Origin of the sequence: Candidatus Chloroploca asiatica, assembly GCF_002532075.1 — a bacterium.
Taxonomy (GTDB): Bacteria; Chloroflexota; Chloroflexia; order Chloroflexales; family Chloroflexaceae; genus Chloroploca; species Chloroploca asiatica.
This window is the reverse complement of record NZ_LYXE01000157.1, coordinates 57,463-76,468: the sequence shown is the minus strand read 5'-3', so window position 1 is coordinate 76,468 and position 19,006 is coordinate 57,463. Positions and strand designations below refer to the sequence as shown.

At 56.4% G+C, this 19,006-nt stretch carries 12 protein-coding genes; 8 read left to right on the top strand and 4 right to left on the bottom strand.

Annotated features, from left to right (window positions below; translation table 11 throughout):
• The first annotated feature begins 134 nt into the window (after positions 1-134).
• Positions 135-737, top strand: a complete 603-nt coding sequence (locus tag A9Q02_RS18985) for a GNAT family N-acetyltransferase (RefSeq protein WP_097654650.1) — start codon at positions 135-137, stop codon at positions 735-737.
• Positions 738-834: 97 nt separating this feature from the next.
• Here the strand turns inward: A9Q02_RS18985 and A9Q02_RS18980 are convergent, their stop codons facing one another.
• Positions 835-2,502 carry a PAS domain S-box protein gene (locus A9Q02_RS18980; RefSeq protein ID WP_097654649.1) on the bottom strand — a complete coding sequence of 556 codons (1,668 nt, stop codon included), beginning with the start codon at positions 2,500-2,502 and terminating at the stop codon, positions 835-837.
• 522 nt (positions 2,503-3,024) lie between these two features.
• On the opposite strand from A9Q02_RS18980, the gene A9Q02_RS24965 reads away from it, so the two are divergent.
• Together A9Q02_RS24965 and A9Q02_RS18970 are read left to right on the top strand one after the other, a co-directional pair.
• Positions 3,025-3,243, top strand: coding sequence for a hypothetical protein (locus A9Q02_RS24965; RefSeq protein WP_245860712.1), 219 nt, complete (start codon positions 3,025-3,027; stop codon positions 3,241-3,243).
• A gap of 381 nt (positions 3,244-3,624) precedes the next feature.
• Positions 3,625-5,301 carry a sensor histidine kinase gene (locus A9Q02_RS18970; RefSeq protein WP_172451155.1) on the top strand — a complete coding sequence of 559 codons (1,677 nt, stop codon included), beginning with the start codon at positions 3,625-3,627 and terminating at the stop codon, positions 5,299-5,301.
• Between the two features lie 77 nt (positions 5,302-5,378).
• Here the strand turns inward: A9Q02_RS18970 and A9Q02_RS18965 are convergent, their stop codons facing one another.
• A complete protein-coding gene (locus A9Q02_RS18965; RefSeq protein WP_097654646.1) occupies positions 5,379-5,870 on the bottom strand; it encodes a DUF427 domain-containing protein in 492 nt (163 codons plus the stop codon).
• Positions 5,871-6,093: 223 nt separating this feature from the next.
• Between A9Q02_RS18965 and recA the strand changes: the two genes are divergently transcribed.
• From recA to A9Q02_RS18945, 4 genes are read left to right on the top strand one after another with little or no spacing between them, the layout of a single operon-like run.
• Complete coding sequence (gene recA, locus A9Q02_RS18960) at positions 6,094-7,158, top strand: recombinase RecA (RefSeq protein WP_097654645.1); 1,065 nt, start codon at positions 6,094-6,096, stop codon at positions 7,156-7,158.
• 13 nt (positions 7,159-7,171) lie between these two features.
• Positions 7,172-7,840 carry a regulatory protein RecX gene (locus A9Q02_RS18955; protein ID WP_097654644.1) on the top strand — a complete coding sequence of 223 codons (669 nt, stop codon included), beginning with the start codon at positions 7,172-7,174 and terminating at the stop codon, positions 7,838-7,840.
• Between the two features lie 42 nt (positions 7,841-7,882).
• On the top strand, positions 7,883-8,551 hold the full coding sequence (locus A9Q02_RS18950) for an MBL fold metallo-hydrolase (protein ID WP_097654643.1): 669 nt from the start codon (positions 7,883-7,885) through the stop codon (positions 8,549-8,551).
• Between the two features lie 10 nt (positions 8,552-8,561).
• Positions 8,562-10,214: a CTP synthase gene (locus A9Q02_RS18945; protein ID WP_097654642.1), complete on the top strand. Its 1,653-nt coding sequence runs from the start codon at positions 8,562-8,564 to the stop codon at positions 10,212-10,214.
• A gap of 32 nt (positions 10,215-10,246) precedes the next feature.
• Here the strand turns inward: A9Q02_RS18945 and A9Q02_RS24960 are convergent, their stop codons facing one another.
• Complete coding sequence (locus tag A9Q02_RS24960; protein WP_245860708.1) at positions 10,247-10,915, bottom strand: hypothetical protein; 669 nt, start codon at positions 10,913-10,915, stop codon at positions 10,247-10,249.
• A gap of 284 nt (positions 10,916-11,199) precedes the next feature.
• Positions 11,200-16,311: a S8 family serine peptidase gene (locus A9Q02_RS25095; protein WP_172451153.1), complete on the bottom strand. Its 5,112-nt coding sequence runs from the start codon at positions 16,309-16,311 to the stop codon at positions 11,200-11,202.
• A 465-nt stretch (positions 16,312-16,776) separates the two neighbouring features.
• Between A9Q02_RS25095 and A9Q02_RS18930 the strand changes: the two genes are divergently transcribed.
• Complete coding sequence (locus A9Q02_RS18930) at positions 16,777-18,927, top strand: histidine kinase N-terminal 7TM domain-containing protein (RefSeq protein WP_097654640.1); 2,151 nt, start codon at positions 16,777-16,779, stop codon at positions 18,925-18,927.
• Positions 18,928-19,006 lie beyond the last annotated feature (79 nt).

Below are 19,006 nucleotides of genomic sequence, written 5' to 3'. Positions count from 1 at the left end.
ATTGGTAACGTTTGTATGATACAATACCATCATGACGCACTGCGGCATAAGCTGCCCCTTAGACAGTGCAGCGATAAGCGCCGAGACATACGATCAATATCCATTGAATTGTGCCACGGCCAGGAGTAGAAATCATGAGGCCATCATTAGCCTTAGAGCAACCAGATTCACGAGCCATCGTCACCCTCGAAACTCGTGATGGCCGCCGGGTGAAGGTGCGCCACATGCGCCGCGAAGATGCCGTGTTGCTCAAGCGGATGTTTTACCGTCTCTCCTCTGAGACACGCTACCGGCGTTTTTTCGTACCCCTTGATAAGGTTGAGGAAGAACGGGTTGATCTTGAAGCGCACCGCCTGGCCTCGATCGATCCGACCCACGAGTGTGCCCTCATCGCCCTGATTGAAGAGAATGGGCGCGATGAGTGCATCGGGGTCGCCCGCTACGGTCTTCTGGATCACCGCCGTGATGCCTGTGAAGCGTCGGTCGTCATTCGTGACGATTATCAAGGCGCTGGCCTTGGGGGGCTACTCTTTGATCTGTTGGTTCAGGTCGCCCTTGCCAGTGGTCTGCACCACATGATCCTGTTGACCCACGCCGACAATCTTGGCATGATCGCCCTGGTGAAACGCGTTGGCCTGCCCTTCAAGGGCCACCATAGCGCCGGTCTCTACGAGATTGACCTCATGCTCTGCGATGCGCTCAAGCCGTTTTTCCCCTTTACCTCAGCCGAAGCGTGATTGGCTCGGCATAACCTCAGTTGTGTCGTTACCTTGCTTCGCTGCACTCAGCAATGACAAGGCCGGGAGCATCTCAGGAAATAATGTACGTTACCCACTAGTATGGCCGCCATGGGAGGCTCAGGGTAAACCGACTGCCCTGACCAAGACTGCTGGTGACGGTAAGGTCGCCTTGGTGCAACTTTGCGAGCCGCGAAGCCAGCACAAGCCCCAGACCAACCCCACCATAACGCCGCTTTAGGCCACTGTCAATTTGCACAAAGGGCTGAAAGAGACGTGAGAGATCAGTTTCGGCGATCCCGATGCCCGTGTCAATAATGTGAAAGAGCGCAAGACCCTCGTCTGCATTACCACGCAGTTCGAGCCGCACTACGCCCCCGGTATGACTAAATTTCACGGCATTGCTCAACAGATTGACGAGCACCTGTTTGATCCGCCGATGATCACCATACAACGCTGTCACCGCAGGATCAAGATCAAGTTGAACCGTAACTTGTCTTGCTCTTGCGGCTTCGGCAACTACGCGCACACACGCAACACAGAGTTCGTAGACTTCAAGCAACCCAGGCTGCAACTCTAACGTCCCTGCTTCAATCCGGGTCAAATCGAGCAGATCGCTGATCAAAGTCTGCAAATGCCGCCCGTTCCCCTCTAGATCTTCGATCGTACGCTGTTGCCAGGCATTGAGCGGGCCATACAACTGAGCCCGAAGCAACTCTACCTGTCCAAGCATGCTATTGAGCGGCGTACGCAACTCGTGGCTGAGATGGGCCAGAAATTGGTCTTTGGTGCGGTTTGCCCGATCAAGCTCTTGATTCGTGATCAAGAGCGCGTCACGGCTCTGCTGTAATTGTTCAGCGGCCCGCTTGCGCTCGGTAATATTGCGTGCGATGCCTTCAATGGCAGCAAGGGTGCCGTGGTCATTGTGAAGAAGCGTGCTCCGCACTTCGAACCAGATGGGCGAACCATCACGGTGCTGCCCACGCAATTCGAACGGGCCAATCAGCAACGTTGGATCAGCGATGCCCTGCGTCAGCATCGCCCGATCTTCGGGGAAGAGAATGTCGCTCACCAACAGCGGCGAGACATAAAACTCTTCAATGCTATAGCCTGTAATCGCTGTGATGGCCGGACTGATATAGGTGATGCGCGGTTCAGGTTGCAGATCCACGCGGTAGACAATATCAGGTGCATTCTCGGCAAGTCGCCGGTAGCGCTCCTCACTCTCGCGCAGCGCCTGTTCAACCCGAGCGCGTACCGTGATCTCGGCCTGCAAGCGTTCATTCGCCATGCTTAATTCAAAGGTGCGTTCAGCAACCCGTTGTTCGAGCGTGGCATTGAGTTCGCGGAGGGCTTCTTCGGCCGCTTTGCGGGCGGTAATGTCCTCGATAATGCCCAGCGCCTCAATAATGTTGCCTGCAACATCATAAATCGGCGAAACCGTGACCTTGACCCAGATGATTGCGCCGTTCTTGTGATACAGCCGACGCTCGAGCGTATAGGTTCGCAGTTCACCACTCAAGAGTTTGAGGGCTAATACGCTATCGGCTTCGTTATCATCAGGATGCGCAAAATCGTGCAGCGTTAGCCGGGTTAATTCGTCTTTGGTGTAGCCGACAATATCACAATACCGCTGATTGACGCGCATAATCAGGCCATCATAGCGGATATGACTCATCCCAACGGCCGCCTGCTCAAAGGAAGCACGAAAACGCTCTTCACTGGCACGCAGTTCATCGAGGAGTTGTTCTTCTGACGACAGCATCGATAGACACTCGATCTCTCAGTCAAATAAAGTTAAGGGATTGTCTATAGGGCAGATTATAACACGTTCTTCCTTGATCTAATTCTGACACCCTATGGTGACAACTCGGCCAAGTTGTGGTATACTCCTCGGAATACAGATCTTCGATATTAATTTAGATGCTATTTCCGATCCATCCGGCAACGTTCAAGATTGTGGTGCCGTTGTTCACACTCATTGAGGTGTAGGTGGTGGCAAACACTTCGTTGCGACTCGAGCAGGTACAACTGTGTTGCACCTGCGATCTGGCTGTGGGCCACGACACCAAGATCAGTCAACCTGCATTGCTGACCTTGCTCCGCGAGGTTGTTGTCCAGAACCGGCGCGGTGCCGCGTACCCCGGATGGGCCGTAGATAGCAGAAGATATCTGCATAAAAATAACATCAGGAGACGTATATGTTCAACTCTGCTCTAAAACACGCTACTTTCTTGCTGTCCACGGGGCTGGTCTAACGAATATGATCTTCCGCCGAGATCCCCCTATGAGTGTCCTAGAAATCCATGCTGAGAATTTCGTTAATGACGATTTCAAAAAAATGTGTGGTGAGTGGGGCTTCGGGTTTGACCGACTAGCATGCCGACCAGATAATACCCCAGCTCCGCAAGCAAGCATCTGGATTAACCCTGAGCAGTTGAAGCTGAAGATCGAGCAGATGCTCAACCAACCCTATAAAACAGCAACTCCTCCGCAACAAGCATGATCACACTAGTCTAACCCTGCTCACGTGGTCACACGAGATGCCAGGAACCACAGTTCCTTGGTTCAGAGCCGTGAACCTTATGCGCACGGGATAAGCCCCACAGGCGCTCGCGGCGCTGCGCAACAGCCTCCTGGCGCTGTGGCGGCGTGCGGGTTAGACGAATATTGCCGCTTCCGTGCGGGCGACCGCGGCTTCCGTAGGGGCCGCGCTTGCCCTGATTCGTGTCCCTCCCACTTTGACGTAGCCCTACGAAAAAGGTGCATGCTCTGCCAAAATAGACCGACGTGTGTTAGCATGAGTTGCAAAGCTCGTTCTTGATAACATAAGGCACACGCTGGCTGGAGGATACGCCCTGGCGCAAGGATGATTGAGAAGAACCGTATGCAACCAGGTGAAGCCGACATTCTACATTCATTCTCAGCGCAGGCTCTCCTGGATTCCCTCTTTGCTTTTGTTGGTGTAGTGACGTTTGATGGCATCCTGATCGAAGCGAATCAGTCTGCCCTCAAGGTGGCTGGCTTGCAACCATCCGATGTCATTGGTAAGCCATTTCACGAGACCTACTGGTGGTCGTACGATCCTGACGTTCAGGCCGAACTATGCCTGGCCCTTGCGCGTGGCCAGGCTGGTGAGACCTCACGGTATGATGTGATGGTGCGGGTCGCCGACGAGCGCCTGATGATGATCGATTTTATGCTGGCCCCGCTCCGTGACGCATATGGCAATATCCGTTACCTAATTCCTTCGGCGATTGATGTCAGCGAGCGCTATAGCATCCAGCATGAACGAGAGTTTCTCCTTGCCCGTGAGCGCATTGCACGCCAGATGGCCGAGCAAGCTGTGCGACGGGTAGAGCGTCTTCAGACGATTACCTCAGCCCTTTCTGAAGCCGTCACGCCGCTAGATGTGGCGCGTGTCGTCGTTGAAGAGGTGCGGCAGACCCTCGATGCCCACCAGGTAGCAATGTATGTCCGCAGTGTCGATGGTACGGCGCTGGAGGTCTTACACAGCACCAATGCCCCCCCCACTGATACTACAGCCCCTGTGCCGATCACGATGCTACTCGACACCACTCATCCGCTTGGCGAGACCTTGAAGACTGCGCTCCCAGTCTTTCTTGTTTCACAGGCCGATAGGGAGGCGCTCTATCAATCAGTTACCCTTCCACCGCCACTCGCGGCAGATGCGCACGGTCTGGCTCTGCTGCCACTGGAAGTCGAGGGCCAGGTGATGGGCGTCTGTATGGTTAGTTTTGCTGAGCCGCGTCAATTTCCCCAGGATGAACGGGCTTTTCTGTGGGCGATCGCGGTGCAATGTGCCCAGGCGCTGCAGCGGGCCCGCCTCTATAGCACGATGCAAGAAGCCGTCACCACCCGCGACCATTTCATAGCTGTCGCTTCACACGACTTGCGTACCCCTCTCACCGTGATGCTCGGCCAGGCGCAGTTGCTCGACCGCCGCATGCAACACGCCCAGCTTGGTGAAGCCTTTACCCGCCCGATTCAGGCGATTGTTCAGCAGAGTCTGCGTCTCAACCGGATGTTGACGTCGTTGCTTGATCTATCACGCATTCAGACCGGCCAATTGGTTATCGAACGCGACTGGTTTGATCTGAGGAGGCTGGTCGAGCGGATCGTGGCCGAGGTGAGCCCGACGCTGAGTCGGCATACCCTTGAACTGCTGGCCACCCCTGATCCGCTGCGGATCTTTGCTGACGAACTGCGCATTGAAGAAGTAATTCAGAATATCATCAGCAATGCCATCAAATATAGTCCGGCAGGAGGCCCCATCCTCCTCACCCTCGAGCAGAGAGACGAACATCTTTGTGTGGCGATCAGCGATCAGGGTATTGGTATCCCTCTCGAGGCACAACAACACTTGTTTGAGCAGTTCTATCGTGCCGCCAATGTTCAGCACAGCTCGTTCACTGGTCTGGGCATTGGCCTGTACATTGTTCGCGAGATTGTGCAGCAGCACGGCGGCATGATCAGTTGTACCAGCCAGGAAGGCCAGGGGACAACCTTTACGATCTGCCTCCCACTGAGCGACCATAACTAGGCTGTTGCCCGAGCAACGCATGCATGTGTGGTGGCAAACAGCCAGTTTCATCGGCTGTTTGCCACCACACAACGCGTCTACCATCCCCAGGTTCCAGGCCCCCCCTTGAAAGGCCCGACAATATCCGACGTAATCCAACCCCCATAGAAACCGCCTGGTTGCGGCGTCACCCGTTCGCCATCAACAAAACATCCATCCATTGGGTCAGGGTAAAAGGCCAGAGCATTGGCAAGCGCCTCAAACCCCCGGGTTGGTCGTGGATAGGCCCAGGCAACATCTTCAACACGCTGGTTCTCAATCTGAAGCGTATAGTAGATCGCCTGGCCTTTGAATTCGCAGAAACTACTGCGCGCTGTACGAGTCAAATAACGCATCTGCACATCCTCGGGAGGGATATAGTAGACCGGAGGATGGCTGGTTTCGAGCACCCGAAAGGCCCGCCGCGTATCGGCAAGCAAAATGCCTCCAAAATAGATCTGAAGATGGCGCGAGGTCGCTTCGAGTCGCGGTGGCCGAGGATAATCCCAGACCGACTCCTGACCTTCACCCGGTGGAATGCGACGTATCATCTTTAATTCCTCCTTTCTTTCACTATAACATAGCTTCGCGGCGTATCCTTTGGCGTGCGGCAGCGGTATAAATCATGCAAGCAACTTGCCAAGCACGCACGGGCGTGCTATAATAGAACAGATTTGCGGGCGAGTCAATCTGCGTTGACAGCGCCCCTCCCTCATAGTAGAGTAGAGAGAAGGAGAAGCACGAGTGTCAGCACATAACGGAGGAGCGCCCGCGATGGCAATCGCGCCCGAAAAAGAGAAGGCTCTGGCTGCCGCAATGAGCCAGATCGACCGCAAATTCGGCAAAGGCTCGATCATGAAGATGGGCGAGCTCAACTCGCGTCTGGCGATTGAGGCGATCCCCACTGGTTCGATTGCCCTCGACATTGCGCTGGGCATCGGTGGCTTGCCCCGCGGTCGCGTCGTCGAAATCTTTGGCCCCGAGAGCAGTGGCAAAACAACGCTGGCCCAGCATATCATTGCCGAAGCCCAGAAACTCGGTGGTGTCTGTGCCTTCATTGACGCTGAGCATGCCTTTGACCCGATCTATGCCCAGCGCTGTGGTGTCCAGATCGATGATTTGCTCGTCTCACAGCCCGACACCGGTGAACAAGGGCTTGAGATCTGTGAAACCCTCGTTCGTTCCAATGCCATCGATGTCATCGTCATCGACTCAGTGGCGGCCTTGGTGCCTCGCGCTGAAATCGAAGGCGACATGGGAGACAGCCTCCCCGGTCTCCAGGCCCGCCTGATGAGCCAGGCCCTGCGCAAGCTCTCCGGGGCCATCAACAAGAGCCGAACCATCGTTATTTTCCTCAACCAGTTGCGTATGAAGATAGGAGTGATGTTCGGTTCGCCCGAAACCACTACGGGTGGGCAGGCACTCAAGTTTTACGCTTCGGTGCGCCTCGATATTCGCCGCATCGAGACGCTCAAGTCGGGGCAAGAGGTGATTGGTTCACGGGCACGCGTCAAGGTGATCAAGAATAAGGTGGCCCCACCCTTCCGTCAGGCCGAGTTTGATATCCTCGCCAATGAAGGCATTTCGCGTGAGGGCAATATCCTTGATGTTGGCGTCGAGATGAATATCATCCGCAAGAGCGGGGCCTGGTTCTACCTTGCCGAAGACCGCCTCGGACAGGGGCGCGAGAATGTGCGTAACTTCTTGAAGGAGAACCCGGCGCTGACTGAAGAGATCGAGCGCCTGATCAAAGCCCAGGGCCTCTCGAATCCGATTGCGCTGCCCGTCGCGGCCATTGCCGACGATGAAGACGCCGGCCTCTTTGAAGACGAGGAGTAGTTAGCCAGCCACGATGCCCGCAGGCACCATTACCGCCATCACTGCGCAGCTTCACGATAGCCAGCGTGTCAATATTTTCATTGATGGGGCCTTTGCCCTTGGGATAACCCTCGCAACCCTCGCCCGTGAGGGTTTGTGGGTCGGTCTGACCCTTGATGATGCCGCCTGGCAACGCCTGGCGGCATCAGCACAGGTAGAACAGGCCCTCCTGTCTGCTATGCGCTTGCTCGATGCCCGCCCTCGTAGCCGCGCCGAGGTGCGCTTGCGTCTGCGCCAGAAAGAGCATCCCCCTCAGGTGATTGATCAGGTGCTCGAGCGTCTGCAAGACCTTGGGTTGCTTGATGATGCGGCATTTAGTCGCTACTGGGTCGAAAACCGACAACGGTTTCGACCACGGGGGGTGCGTGCGCTCGTTGCCGAGTTGCGCGACAAAGGCGTAGATCGTGATACAATCGCAACAGCACTGGCCGAGGTCGGTGCCGATGCCGAAGGAGAACGGCAGGCGGCAGAACAGGTTGCGCGATCAGTTCTTGCACGGTACTGTGCATGCCCTGACCGCACCACGTTTCAACGCCGTCTCGGCGGTCTCCTCCAACGACGAGGCTTTGCCCTCGCTGTCATTCGTCCGTTGCTCGAAACCCTCTGGCATGAATGTTCTGCATCACAGGGTGACGAGACGTGAGGCGGGGTATGGCCCCGTGTCTGATATTAAAGAGGCGCGCTGATGCCTGATGTGCAATTTCTTGGTCATGCCTGTTTTCGCCTGCGCGGGCGCGATGGCACCGTGCTCTGTGATCCCTTTAATCGCTCGATTGGCCTTGATATCGGTCGCCCAACCGCCCATATTGTGACGATTAGCCATAATCATGCTGATCACAATAATGTGGCCGCCGTCAAGCCATTGCGCGAAAAGCTCTTTGTGGTTGAGTCGCCCGGTGAGTATGAAGTCAGTGGCATCATGATTACCGGGGTGCGTACCTACCACGATAAAGAACGTGGGGCTGAACGTGGCTACAATACGGTCTATGTCATCCACCTTGATGAGGTGGTCTTCTGTCATCTCGGCGACCTCGGTCACGAGTTGACCCAGGCCCAACTCGAGGCCATCGGCAATGTTGATGTGCTCTTTGTGCCGGTCGGTGGCGGCGAGACGATTGGCCCAGCCGAAGCGATCAATGTGATCAGCCAGATCGAGCCGCGGATCGTTGTGCCAATGCACTATGCTCTCGCGCAACTCTCGTTCGATGAGCCTTTGCTGCCCCTCGAACGCTTCACGACCGAGATGGGCCTCAAAGAGATGAGCGCCGAAGATAAGCTGACGCTCAATGCCTCGCAGTTGACCGCCGAACGCGAAGAGACACGCCTGGTTGTGTTGCGCCCGATCCTGGGCTAGGAGTAAAGAAATGGTCAAGTACATCTTTGTCACTGGTGGTGTTGTCTCATCGGTCGGCAAAGGTATCGGGGTGGCTTCCATTGGTCGCTTACTCAAGAGCCGTGGCTTAGGGGTTTCGATCCTGAAACTCGACCCCTATCTGAATGTCGATCCCGGCACGATGTCACCCTATCAGCACGGTGAGGTTTTTGTCACTGAGGATGGGGCCGAAACGGATCTCGACCTTGGTCACTACGAGCGGTTTATTGATGAAAATCTGACCCGCTTGAGCAATGTGACCACTGGGCGGATCTATTCATCCGTGATCGCGAAAGAACGCCGCGGCGATTATCTCGGTGGTACGATTCAGGTTATTCCGCATATTACCGATGAGATCAAGGCTCGCATTGTCGCCGTCGGTCAGCAGAGCAACGCCGATGTGGTGATTGTGGAGATCGGTGGGACGGTCGGTGATATCGAGAGTCTGCCGTTTCTTGAGGCGATCCGCCAGATGCGTAAGGATGTCGGACGTGATAATGTGCTCTATATTCACGTGACCCTGTTGCCCCATATCGGGTCAACTGGTGAACTCAAGACGAAACCAACCCAGCACTCGGTGATGGCGCTGCGCAATGTCGGCATTACCGCCGATGTGATCCTCTGCCGCGCTGATTTCCCGATTACTGATGAGATTCGTGACAAAGTAGCTTTCTTTGCCGATGTGGATGCTCGTGCCGTCATCCCTGTCCAAACTGTTGAATCGATCTATGAGGTTCCCCTGGTGCTCGAACAGGCCGGGCTTGGCGAATATCTCTGTGATAGCCTTGATCTACAGAATATCGCCCCCGATCTCAATGTTTGGCACGATCTCGTCAGGTTGATCCGGCAACCCAAGCGCGTCTTGCCGATTGCCCTGGTCGGCAAATATGTCGAATTGAAAGATGCCTATATCAGTGTGGTCGAGGCCCTTCGCCACGCCGGATTGCATCAAGAGTTTGATATTGATATGCATTGGGTCCACGCCGAACAGGTCGAACGCGAGGGTCCTGAACGACTGCTTGCCAAGGTCTATGGGATTGTGGTTCCCGGTGGCTTTGGCGACCGTGGCATCGAGGGTAAGATCCTGGCGGCTGACTATGCGCGGCGCAACCAGATCCCCTACCTTGGGCTGTGCCTCGGGATGCAGTGCGCAACCATTAGCTTTGCTCGCCATGTGCTCCAGAATGCCGAGGCCAATAGTACCGAGTTTATGCCGGATACGCCCCATCCGGTGATTGATTTGATGCACGATCAGCGCGAGATTACCCAGAAGGGCGGTACGATGCGCCTCGGCGTCTATCCATGTGTGTTGACCCCAGACACTCGGGCGTATGCAGCATATGGCGTTGACCAGATCAATGAACGGCATCGCCACCGCTTCGAGTTTAACAATGCCTATCGCACGGTGCTCGAAGAGGCCGGGTTTGTGATTAGTGGCCTTTCACCCGATGGTCGCCTCGTCGAGATTATTGAACTCCGCGACCACCCCTGGTATGTCGCCAGTCAGTTTCATCCCGAGTTTCTCTCGCGCCCCAATCGCCCCCATCCGCTCTTTCGTGAGTTTATCGCAGCCGTGGCGCGTACCCAGCGCGCCAGTGAGCCTGAACAACTCCCCCTCGCCGAGCCCGAGGAGATCTTGCCATAGAACCGATAAGGAAGGGGCCATAGGCCCCTTCTTTACCAGTCCATATCTTCCTCGTCCCAGTTGCGTCCAATGCGTGGTGCTGGCGGCGGCGGTAAGGGGCGTGTATACGAGGGACGACCACCATTCCCGTTGCTGTGGCGGGTTGTGATTGTCCGCGGCGTGAGCGGGGGCGGTGGATCAAGGCGCGCCGTGATGATGCGCGAGGGCGAGTGCATCTCGGCGGCAACGGCCCGCGCCACTGCGGTCGGCGGTGGGCCAATGGGTTCGGGTTCGGGCATGATCATCGGGGCCGGGGAAGGACGGGCATATTCCTGGAAAGACGGGAGATCCAGGTGTACTGTGTGGGGCGGGGTGCCTCGATTGCCACGCAAATACTGCAATGCCTCGTATTCGTCGCCAAAGAGACCAATCCCGCTGACGAGTTTCACGAGGGGGGCAAAGATCAAGAGATGATGCGTGTTGACGACAAAGGCCAGGTGGCCTAAATGAGGGTGATGAGCGATCTCTTCCGTTCGTCGGCGCGCTCCGGGTGACGCCCCGGCAATGTAACGTCCGTCAACAAGAAGATCAGTCGGCATCGGGCAGGTTTCGAGCAGGGACCACATCTCGGCATAATAGTTCTCGGCGTGATCGCGACTCAGGTGGCCTTCAATAGTGACCCAGACGAGATCATCGCCATGACGAGTAATGCGGTAGGGCATCGTTCGCACTTTCTAGGAAGCTATCCGAACGAGCAAACGTCATGGGCCGGCCCAGATGCCGGACAGTATCGTGCGTAGATAGCTCCGGGCTCAAGCGCCCATCGGGGGGAAACGCTGAGACGAGTAGCGGGTGCGTGCCCATTATACAAGTCTCGTGCTTATATGTCTATAGCTTGAAGTGAGAAGTAATCACAATTTATCGTATACATTTGCTTACCGAAAGAGGGGCACCTCAGGTGCCCCTCTTTTCGTTTTGATGTGCGCTTAGGATGATAGGTGCAAAGCTATTGTGGGCTGTTCCAATCTACCATGATCAGTGGTATCCAGAGCGAGTAGCGGGATGGCACGGCTCTCGTGCTCGTTGTGAGGATGGACTGTGCCGTTGTATCGGGATTGCCACTTGAGGTAGCTGTGATGGTGACGGTATCCGTCATCCCGCCCGTGGCTGTGACCGGGATCGTGACGGTGAGCACCAGAGCAGTCCCTTCACCGGCGGCGAGCGTGACTGTCGGGGGCACCGTGACGGGCCAGGTGTTGCCCGCCGCGCTGAGGCTGACGCTATCGGTCAGGTTGCCGGTATTGGTCAGCGCCAGGGTGTACGTGACCACCGTGCCCGGCAGCGCGGTCTGGGTGTCGCGTGGTGGCAGGAGCGTCACGCCGTAGGTCGCCTCGGCAGTCGTGGTCAGCGTGCTGGTCGCCGTGGCGGGTGGTGTGCCCGGATCGGCCTCGGAGGTCGCGGTGACGACCACCGTATCAAGCATCCCGCCCGTGGCTGTGACCGGGATCGTGATGGTGAGCACCAGAGCTGTCCCTTCACCGGCGGCGAGCGTGACTGTCGGGGGCACCGTGACGGGCCAGGTGTTGCCCGCCGTGCTGAGGCTGACGCTATCGGTCAGGTTGCCGGTATTGGTCAGCGCCAGGGTGTACGTGACCACCGCGCCAGGACGTCCCGAGCCAGTTGATGTAGCGGCTAGCAGATCGACCCCATATTGCACAGCTTCCACGGTCATACTGACCGGCACTGTGATCAGTGGCTTGACGGGATCATTGCTATGCAGGCAGAGATACGCTTCATACGCACCGGGGGCAACCCCTGTCGCATCGAGGGTCACGGTCACCTCGCTTGAAGCCCTGGGCAAGGTCGTACCGCTGGTGGGAGCGACAGACATCCAGGCGATATCAGATGGATTGCCGCATCCCACCACTCTTCGTAGCTGGAAGGGCACACCCTGATTGGTACTTGACCCGGTATCCTGCAGTGGCACCCAGCCAGTGTCGTTGCGTTGCAGAGCATTGCCGGTGACGGTCTGACTGATGACCGTAATCGGAGGCTGCCATGGCCCCGAGGCGAGGCTGCCAGCCAGTTGCCAATCGAGCCAGTAGGTGCCAGGTGACAAATCAACGCCTGCACGACCAACGATCGCCATAATGGGGCGTTGGGTTGTGGTGAAATTGCTTTCAGAGACCCGGTAGGCATTGGTCCAACTACTCTCAACAAACCGGTTGGTCGTCGTATCACCAAAGATAACCCTACTCACCGGATCATCTGGTGGGCCATCCCAGATCTGGAAGTTCACCCCTGTGAAGGTAGAAGTAGTCGATGATCCGCTCTGGTACGCATAAAAGACAACCTCATCAACCCTCCAACCGCTGGCATCGGTCACGGTAAAATGATCAGAGATGCGGAAATGAGGGCCTGAATCATTCAGTCCTGTGGCAAACCCAAGGGTGGTCATCCCCAGGCTCGTCTGCAGCAAGCTCAGATCAGCACCACCTGGCCCATCACCAAAGCTGGTAATGAAGGGGCCATTGTTGTACAGCACCGTTACCGTAGGTACGGCTGATGGTGCCAGGCCAACCGATGCTGCGCCTGGAGCTTCTTCGATGTACCAGGTCAGATCGGCCAGACCTGTATTGCTGATTGTGAGCGCGTGCGTTGTGGTCGTCTCAACAGGTTGGAGAGCGGCAATGGCCGCGACGTCAACCTCAATCTCGGGAACATTGACCACGTCGAGGTTCACTGGCACTGCGACCACAGGCTGAATCGGATCGTTGCTATTGACACACAAAACGGCCGCGTACTGACCAACTGCCAGACCAGTGGCATCAAGCGTGGCCGTGACTGCCGTCGTGGCACCAGGTGCAGTTGTGCCACTCGTCGGCTCAATGGATAACCAAGGGACATCAGCGGGTGCCAGACAGGCATTGCTACTCGTTCCCTGAGCACGGATCATCCAGTTACCGGCCAACCCAAAGGTGTCAATGAGATCAAAGGTATCCAGCGGCAACACCGGTGGGTCGCCAGGTGTCGCATCGTCGAAACCGGCCCACGAACGCCGTTGGCTGTTTGTCTGATCAAGCGCTGCCGGGAAAACACCTGCTGTGACTGAGCCACGATTCACCACCCCAATCAGCACATCACCAGGGCCATTCAGCGTAACAGAGATCGGATAGGTCGAGAAAGCATCCAGAGACTGTACCGTCTGCCCGGTCAGCGAGGCAACATGGGTTGCCCCATTGCTCGGATCACCGTCAGCATCCTCGTAGACATAGAGATCAACCGCATCACCAATTTGTGGTCCATTCTCTGAACGGAAGAGCACCTGGATCTGCTCGAGGGTCAAGGGATAAGCAGTTTCCACCGGGGTAAAGCGGTTCAACCAGAGAAACTGCCCCCCTTGACTGTGACCAACGGCATTTTCTGCCGTGCCATCATCCAGGACGAGATTGACCTGACCGGGAGCATTCGCTGGCAGCATAACGCTGCTCACCGTGGGCGAAGCTTCACCCTGGAGCGTCGCTGCACTCACGAGCTTTGGATGCAGGCTGGGCGCACGACGTTCTCGTACCGTGTCTTCTGACAGTTCCAGGAGAACGTTAGATTGAGGCGCTTCATCAATTGACCAGTTCAGATCGGCCCCACCCTCGTTGCCAATCGTCAACACATGCGTTGTGATCGCATCCACCGGTTGTGTCGCAGCCAGTAGCCCCGGGGTAACCGTTATACCTGGGGTCGCAGCAATCGGCAAAACGACAACAGGAAGATTGGTGACCGCAACGGGGCGTGTGCTGGTCGTACTGCTCGGGTTGAGCAACGGCGCTGGATGCGTTGCACTTGTCTGCAGGGTGATGCGGCCAAAGGCAAATTCACCCAGCGGGAGCCCTGAGACGTCGGCTGTCATGGTGAGCACCTGGGTCGCCCCAGGGTTGATCGTAAAGGTTGCCGGGGTAACTGTTGCCGACATGCCAGCCGGCCCAGCAAAAGAGGCTGTGTAGGTCACGGGCTGGGTCAGCACACTCTTGACGGTGCGCGTCCAGGTGCATTGGTCGGCGCAATTGTAATTGACCAGGCCGGGCTGGTTCAAGGTTTTAGGATCACCACCGGCTAAAGGATCGGCGGCAAGATAATTCGCGCCAGTTTCATCAAACACGAGGCCAACGGTACTGGCCCGGGCGAGGTCTAGCCGTCCCGCGCCAACATCAAAGGCGTTAGCGGGCGTTAGACCATCCTCTTTGCGCAGGTCATTCACGGCTGTAGTTGCCATTGCCGACCGGATCTCGGCGGGCGACCAGGAAGGGTGCAGCGCCATCATCAGTGCCGCTGCTCCAGCCCCGTGGGGTGACGACATCGAGGTGCCCTGTAAAAAGCCATATTGCACTGCATCGCCGGCATCAGCAGCGACAGCGGCAAGGATATTGACGCCGGGGGCGGTATAGTCGGGCTTGATCACCTCAAACTGACTGGGTCCACGCGAACTGAAACCACCCACAATATGCTGCCAGGCATCCTGGTAGATCAGCGACGTTGCGGCATTGATCCGCACCTGGGTGGTTGTCGGATTGGCAAGGACATAATCACGTAGCGCTTCGCCACTCGCAAGATCGAGCATCACCACCGGCGGCGTGCCAGTCAAACCGCCAGCAGTAATGGGTGGCCCACCAACATTGTTGAAGAGCACCACCGCCGTTGCGCCGGCATTGACAGCATTTGTGGCCTTGGTTTCAAACGTGCAGCTACCCCGTTGAATCAGCGCGAGGTTGCCTGTGAATGTCCCTGCGGCAAACGCCTCACAACCAAGATTATTCGCTGCATCATAACGAAGGCCACCCGTGAAATTGCTCGCAATCAGCGTCCCTTCACCGGGTACAACTGGGAGAGTTTGCAACTCAAGGGGCGCGGTCGGTGCCGTTACATCCAGGGTCTGCACGATGGCCCGATTGTGGGTACTTGCTGCAACTGCCGCATTCCACGGACCCGTTTTGGCAACCGTGCTTGGGCCAGGGCCTTGATTGCCGGCCGAGGCCGAGACAAAAATACCGGCATTGCTTGCGTCAAGGAAGGCCAGGTCAACCGGATCAATCCAGGGATCATCGCTCCCCGAGATCGAGTAGTTGAGCACGTCAACCTGATCATGGAGCAGAGCCGAATTGACCGCCTGAATACTACTGGTACTGGGACAAGCGGGATCACACACTTTGTAGGCGACAATGTTTGCACGTGGAGCGACGCCCTGAATGGGAAGGTTGTACGTGTCTGACCCAACGTTGAAGGTAGCAGTGTGGGCATTGCCGCTAGCAGTACTGGCCGTGTGGCTGCCATGACCATCCGTATCTTCGGGGCTACCGCCATTAGGATGGAAGTTGTAGGCACCAATGAGCTTGCTATTGCAGAAGCTAGGATTAGCCACACACCAGCCGCGGTAAACACCTGCCCCATAGGGGTTGGTGTGCGTATACCCATCACCATCTGTCGCTGCAAACGACGGATGTTGTGCATTGATCCCCGAGTCAATCACCCCGATCACGATCCCTTCACCACGACTGGCGACTTGCCCACTGGTCTCACCATTCCAGATCGCAGGGGCACCGATCAAGCCCGGACCAACATCGGTGGCAAGTTCACGGATTGTGTCGGCATAGACCGCAACCACATCGGGCCGTGCTGCGATACGTTGGGCCTCGTCGTGGCTCACGCGCACGGCGATGGCATTGAGCACCCCGACATAATTGAAAGCAACTTCGACGGGCCGTTGCAGCATCTGGTCAAGCGCAACCGCAAACTGTGTCTGCTTTGTGGTAAGGTACTGGAGATACGCCTGTGACGCAGCTGTGTTCACATCGAGCCTGCGCGCCCCGGTTGCCTCGGGGCTGGTCGCCGGTAGATTGAGCAAGCCCCCTGTGTAACTCGCAAGGGCAGGCTCGGCAAAACGAACAATATACAGGCCCGTCGCGCTCACTGCAAGCTCAGCAACTGTTTCAACCTCGGCACTGATTGGTGGATCAACCAATTCCTGATCCGCAGTCTGGGTCTGAGCACGTAACCTAGGTCCAGCAGACACCAATAGCATGAACAGAATGATTAAGAGCAAAATAGATGCGGATCGATGCTTTGTCATGTCAGCCATCCTTTTACTTGAGGGTTCAGGGGTGAAGATTTCGTAAAAACGCGTTGTGGAGCATCATTCTGGTGGTGTATAGGGGAGCAAGGTTTCTCAAGCATAGCATAGCACACACCGTGTGTTGGTGGTGTAACCAAACTTTTCTGTTGCGTAGAGATTGTTTTATGCTATTTTAATCATATGCAAACAATTAAATAATTTTGTCGTAGTTCTACATGTGGTTCACAGCCCCCTTCATGAAGCCCCCAGCGTACCTGTTCACACTTCTCCTGGGAGCGCGTGCGGCTCGCCCGCTCTGGTCTGGATGCGGGCGTCTCGCCCGTGCTCCCAGGGTGGTGCTTTACCCCACGTCTGAAGAGTTTCCCCTGGCAATGATTTGGTAATAGAGATCCAGTATAATGAGAACTGCTGGTGGTCTCCCATGAGCCCAGCTAGATAGCCATCCCGTGATAGAGAGCTTGCATGCCTTTCAATCCCTACGCACTCATCCTGATTATCTCGGCCATCATCTCGGGGTCGCTGGCTGTCTATATCTGGCAGCGGCGCGCATCTATTCCGAGTGGCATCCTCTTTACCTTGATGATGGTGTCCATTACGATCTGGTCGCTGGCTTATGGCCTTGAGTTGGCGAGTAGCGATTTCAGAACGATGCGCTTCTGGCTTAGCGTAGAGTATTTTGGTATCGCGACGGCACCGGTCTTCTGGTTGCTCTTTACCATCCGTTATACCGGGGGAGGCGATTGGCTTGATGATTGGCGCGTGGCGTTGCTCTTCCTTGTGCCTGCCCTGACGATTATCCTCAATCTTACCAATGAGCTCCACTATTTTTACTATTCGTCGATCGAACTTGATACCAGCGGCCCTTTTGCGTTGCTTGCGCTTGAACGTGGCCCCTGGTACTGGTTCAATGTGGTCTATAGTTATCTTGCGATGGTGCTGGGGACGCTTATTCTGGTACGCTTCTGGCATCAGACGCCCCGGCCTTATCGTGGCCAGACGACGGTCTTGATCCTGGCAGCGGTTATTCCCCTGGGGCTCAATTTCCTCTATTTGCTCGGGTTTCGACCATTTGCACATCTCGATCTCTCACCGGTTGCTTTTACCGCCACTGGGATCTTGATGGCGCTTGGCATTGCTCGTTTGAGTCTGTTGAGGCTGAACCCAATTGCCCGCAATACGCTTTTTGAACATCTGCGTGATCCTGCGCTCGTGATTGACCACGAAGGTCGCCTCACCGATTTCAATCAAGCCGCGACGATGGTGCTCGATCCGGTGCTCTACCAGCGTATCGGCTGGTTTACCAATACGGCCCTGAACCAGTGGCCGACCCTCGCTGATTTTTGTTATGCGCAGAGTGAGGAACACGCCGAGATCCATCTGGCCACCCGGCCCGGTGAGATCTATGAAGCAGTTCGTACCCCTCTCACTGATCGTCGGCGTCGCAACGTAGGCCAGATTGTCGTCTTGCACAATATTACTGCTCGCCATCAGAGTGAACAGGCCATGCGGATCAGTACGGCCCTTGCCCACGAACGCGTACGTACCCTCGAAGCCCTCAGTGCTACCTTTGCCGAAATTGCCACCGAGCATACGACGGATCGTTTGCTCCAGGCGATTGTGAATCGTGTGGCGACGTTGCTTAAGGTGGAACTGGCCGACCTGCTGATCTACGATGAGGCCGCCGATAATCTGATGGTCGCTGCTTCGTATCCTCCCGATCCGCAACGCTATGGCTGCCATCTCGCGTTCAACGAGACGCCCCTGGGCTATGTGGCCTGTACCCGGCGGAGCCTGATCCTGCGGGCGAATCAGGATTGGGCCGAGGCGCTTCCCGGGATGTTGACCAGTGAGATGAAGATGAGCCTCGCGGTTCCGTTGTTACAAGGTGAACAACTTGTTGGGGTGCTTGGGGTGAGTAGCAATTTGCGTGAACGCGATTTTGACGGCGACGACGAGCGTCTGTTGATGCTTTTTGCCCAACAAGCGACCGTCAGTCTGCTCAATACGCGGCTCTATACCCAGTTGCTGCTCGATCCATTGACTGAGATTAATAATCGCGGGCGCTTCTTCGAACTGGCCGAGAAGACCCTCGCCAATGCACTCGCCGAGGGGCGTTCGCTCGTGATTGCGTTGATCGATCTCGATCACTTCAAACGGGTCAACGATACGTATGGGCATCGTATGGGCGACGAGACCCTGCGCCATATTGCGGTGCAATGCCGTGATCAGTTGCCTCCCGAAGCCCTGCTGGGGCGGATTGGGGGTGAGGAGTTTGCGGTGCTGGTTGAGGACGAAGATGTGACCAATATCTATGCCCTGCTGGAAGCCGTGCGTGAAGCGATCGCTACACAACCAATTAAAAGTGGCGAGCAAGTCATGCATATTACGGCCAGCATCGGCGTTGCGGTTCTCAAACCTGATCACCCCGAGAGCATTGACGCGTTGCTCGAGCGCGCTGATCGTGCGCTCTATCGTGCGAAGAGCGGTGGGCGCAATCAGGTGCAGATCAGTTGCCCTGAGAACGATGCCCCCAATGGCACCTCCCACGAGGGGGTTTCGGCCTTGACGTCCCATCAGTTATCCCTGCTGCGACGCTCGCAACGGTCGCGTTAGGGGCAATGCGTTTCAAATAAGATTGTTGTTTGACGCGAAGGCGCGAAGGCGCAAAGCTGCATGCGAAGATGCATCAAAC

Coding starts and splice junctions, on each gene's coding strand:
- A9Q02_RS18985 (WP_097654650.1), top strand. CDS start 135: ATGAGGCCATCATTAGCCTTAGAGCAACCAGATTCACGAGCCATCGTC.
- A9Q02_RS18980 (WP_097654649.1), bottom strand. CDS start 2,502: ATGCTGTCGTCAGAAGAACAACTCCTCGATGAACTGCGTGCCAGTGAA.
- A9Q02_RS24965 (WP_245860712.1), top strand. CDS start 3,025: ATGAGTGTCCTAGAAATCCATGCTGAGAATTTCGTTAATGACGATTTC.
- A9Q02_RS18970 (WP_172451155.1), top strand. CDS start 3,625: ATGCAACCAGGTGAAGCCGACATTCTACATTCATTCTCAGCGCAGGCT.
- A9Q02_RS18965 (WP_097654646.1), bottom strand. CDS start 5,870: ATGATACGTCGCATTCCACCGGGTGAAGGTCAGGAGTCGGTCTGGGAT.
- recA (WP_097654645.1), top strand. CDS start 6,094: ATGGCAATCGCGCCCGAAAAAGAGAAGGCTCTGGCTGCCGCAATGAGC.
- A9Q02_RS18955 (WP_097654644.1), top strand. CDS start 7,172: ATGCCCGCAGGCACCATTACCGCCATCACTGCGCAGCTTCACGATAGC.
- A9Q02_RS18950 (WP_097654643.1), top strand. CDS start 7,883: ATGCCTGATGTGCAATTTCTTGGTCATGCCTGTTTTCGCCTGCGCGGG.
- A9Q02_RS18945 (WP_097654642.1), top strand. CDS start 8,562: ATGGTCAAGTACATCTTTGTCACTGGTGGTGTTGTCTCATCGGTCGGC.
- A9Q02_RS24960 (WP_245860708.1), bottom strand. CDS start 10,915: ATGCCCTACCGCATTACTCGTCATGGCGATGATCTCGTCTGGGTCACT.
- A9Q02_RS25095 (WP_172451153.1), bottom strand. CDS start 16,311: ATGACAAAGCATCGATCCGCATCTATTTTGCTCTTAATCATTCTGTTC.
- A9Q02_RS18930 (WP_097654640.1), top strand. CDS start 16,777: ATGCCTTTCAATCCCTACGCACTCATCCTGATTATCTCGGCCATCATC.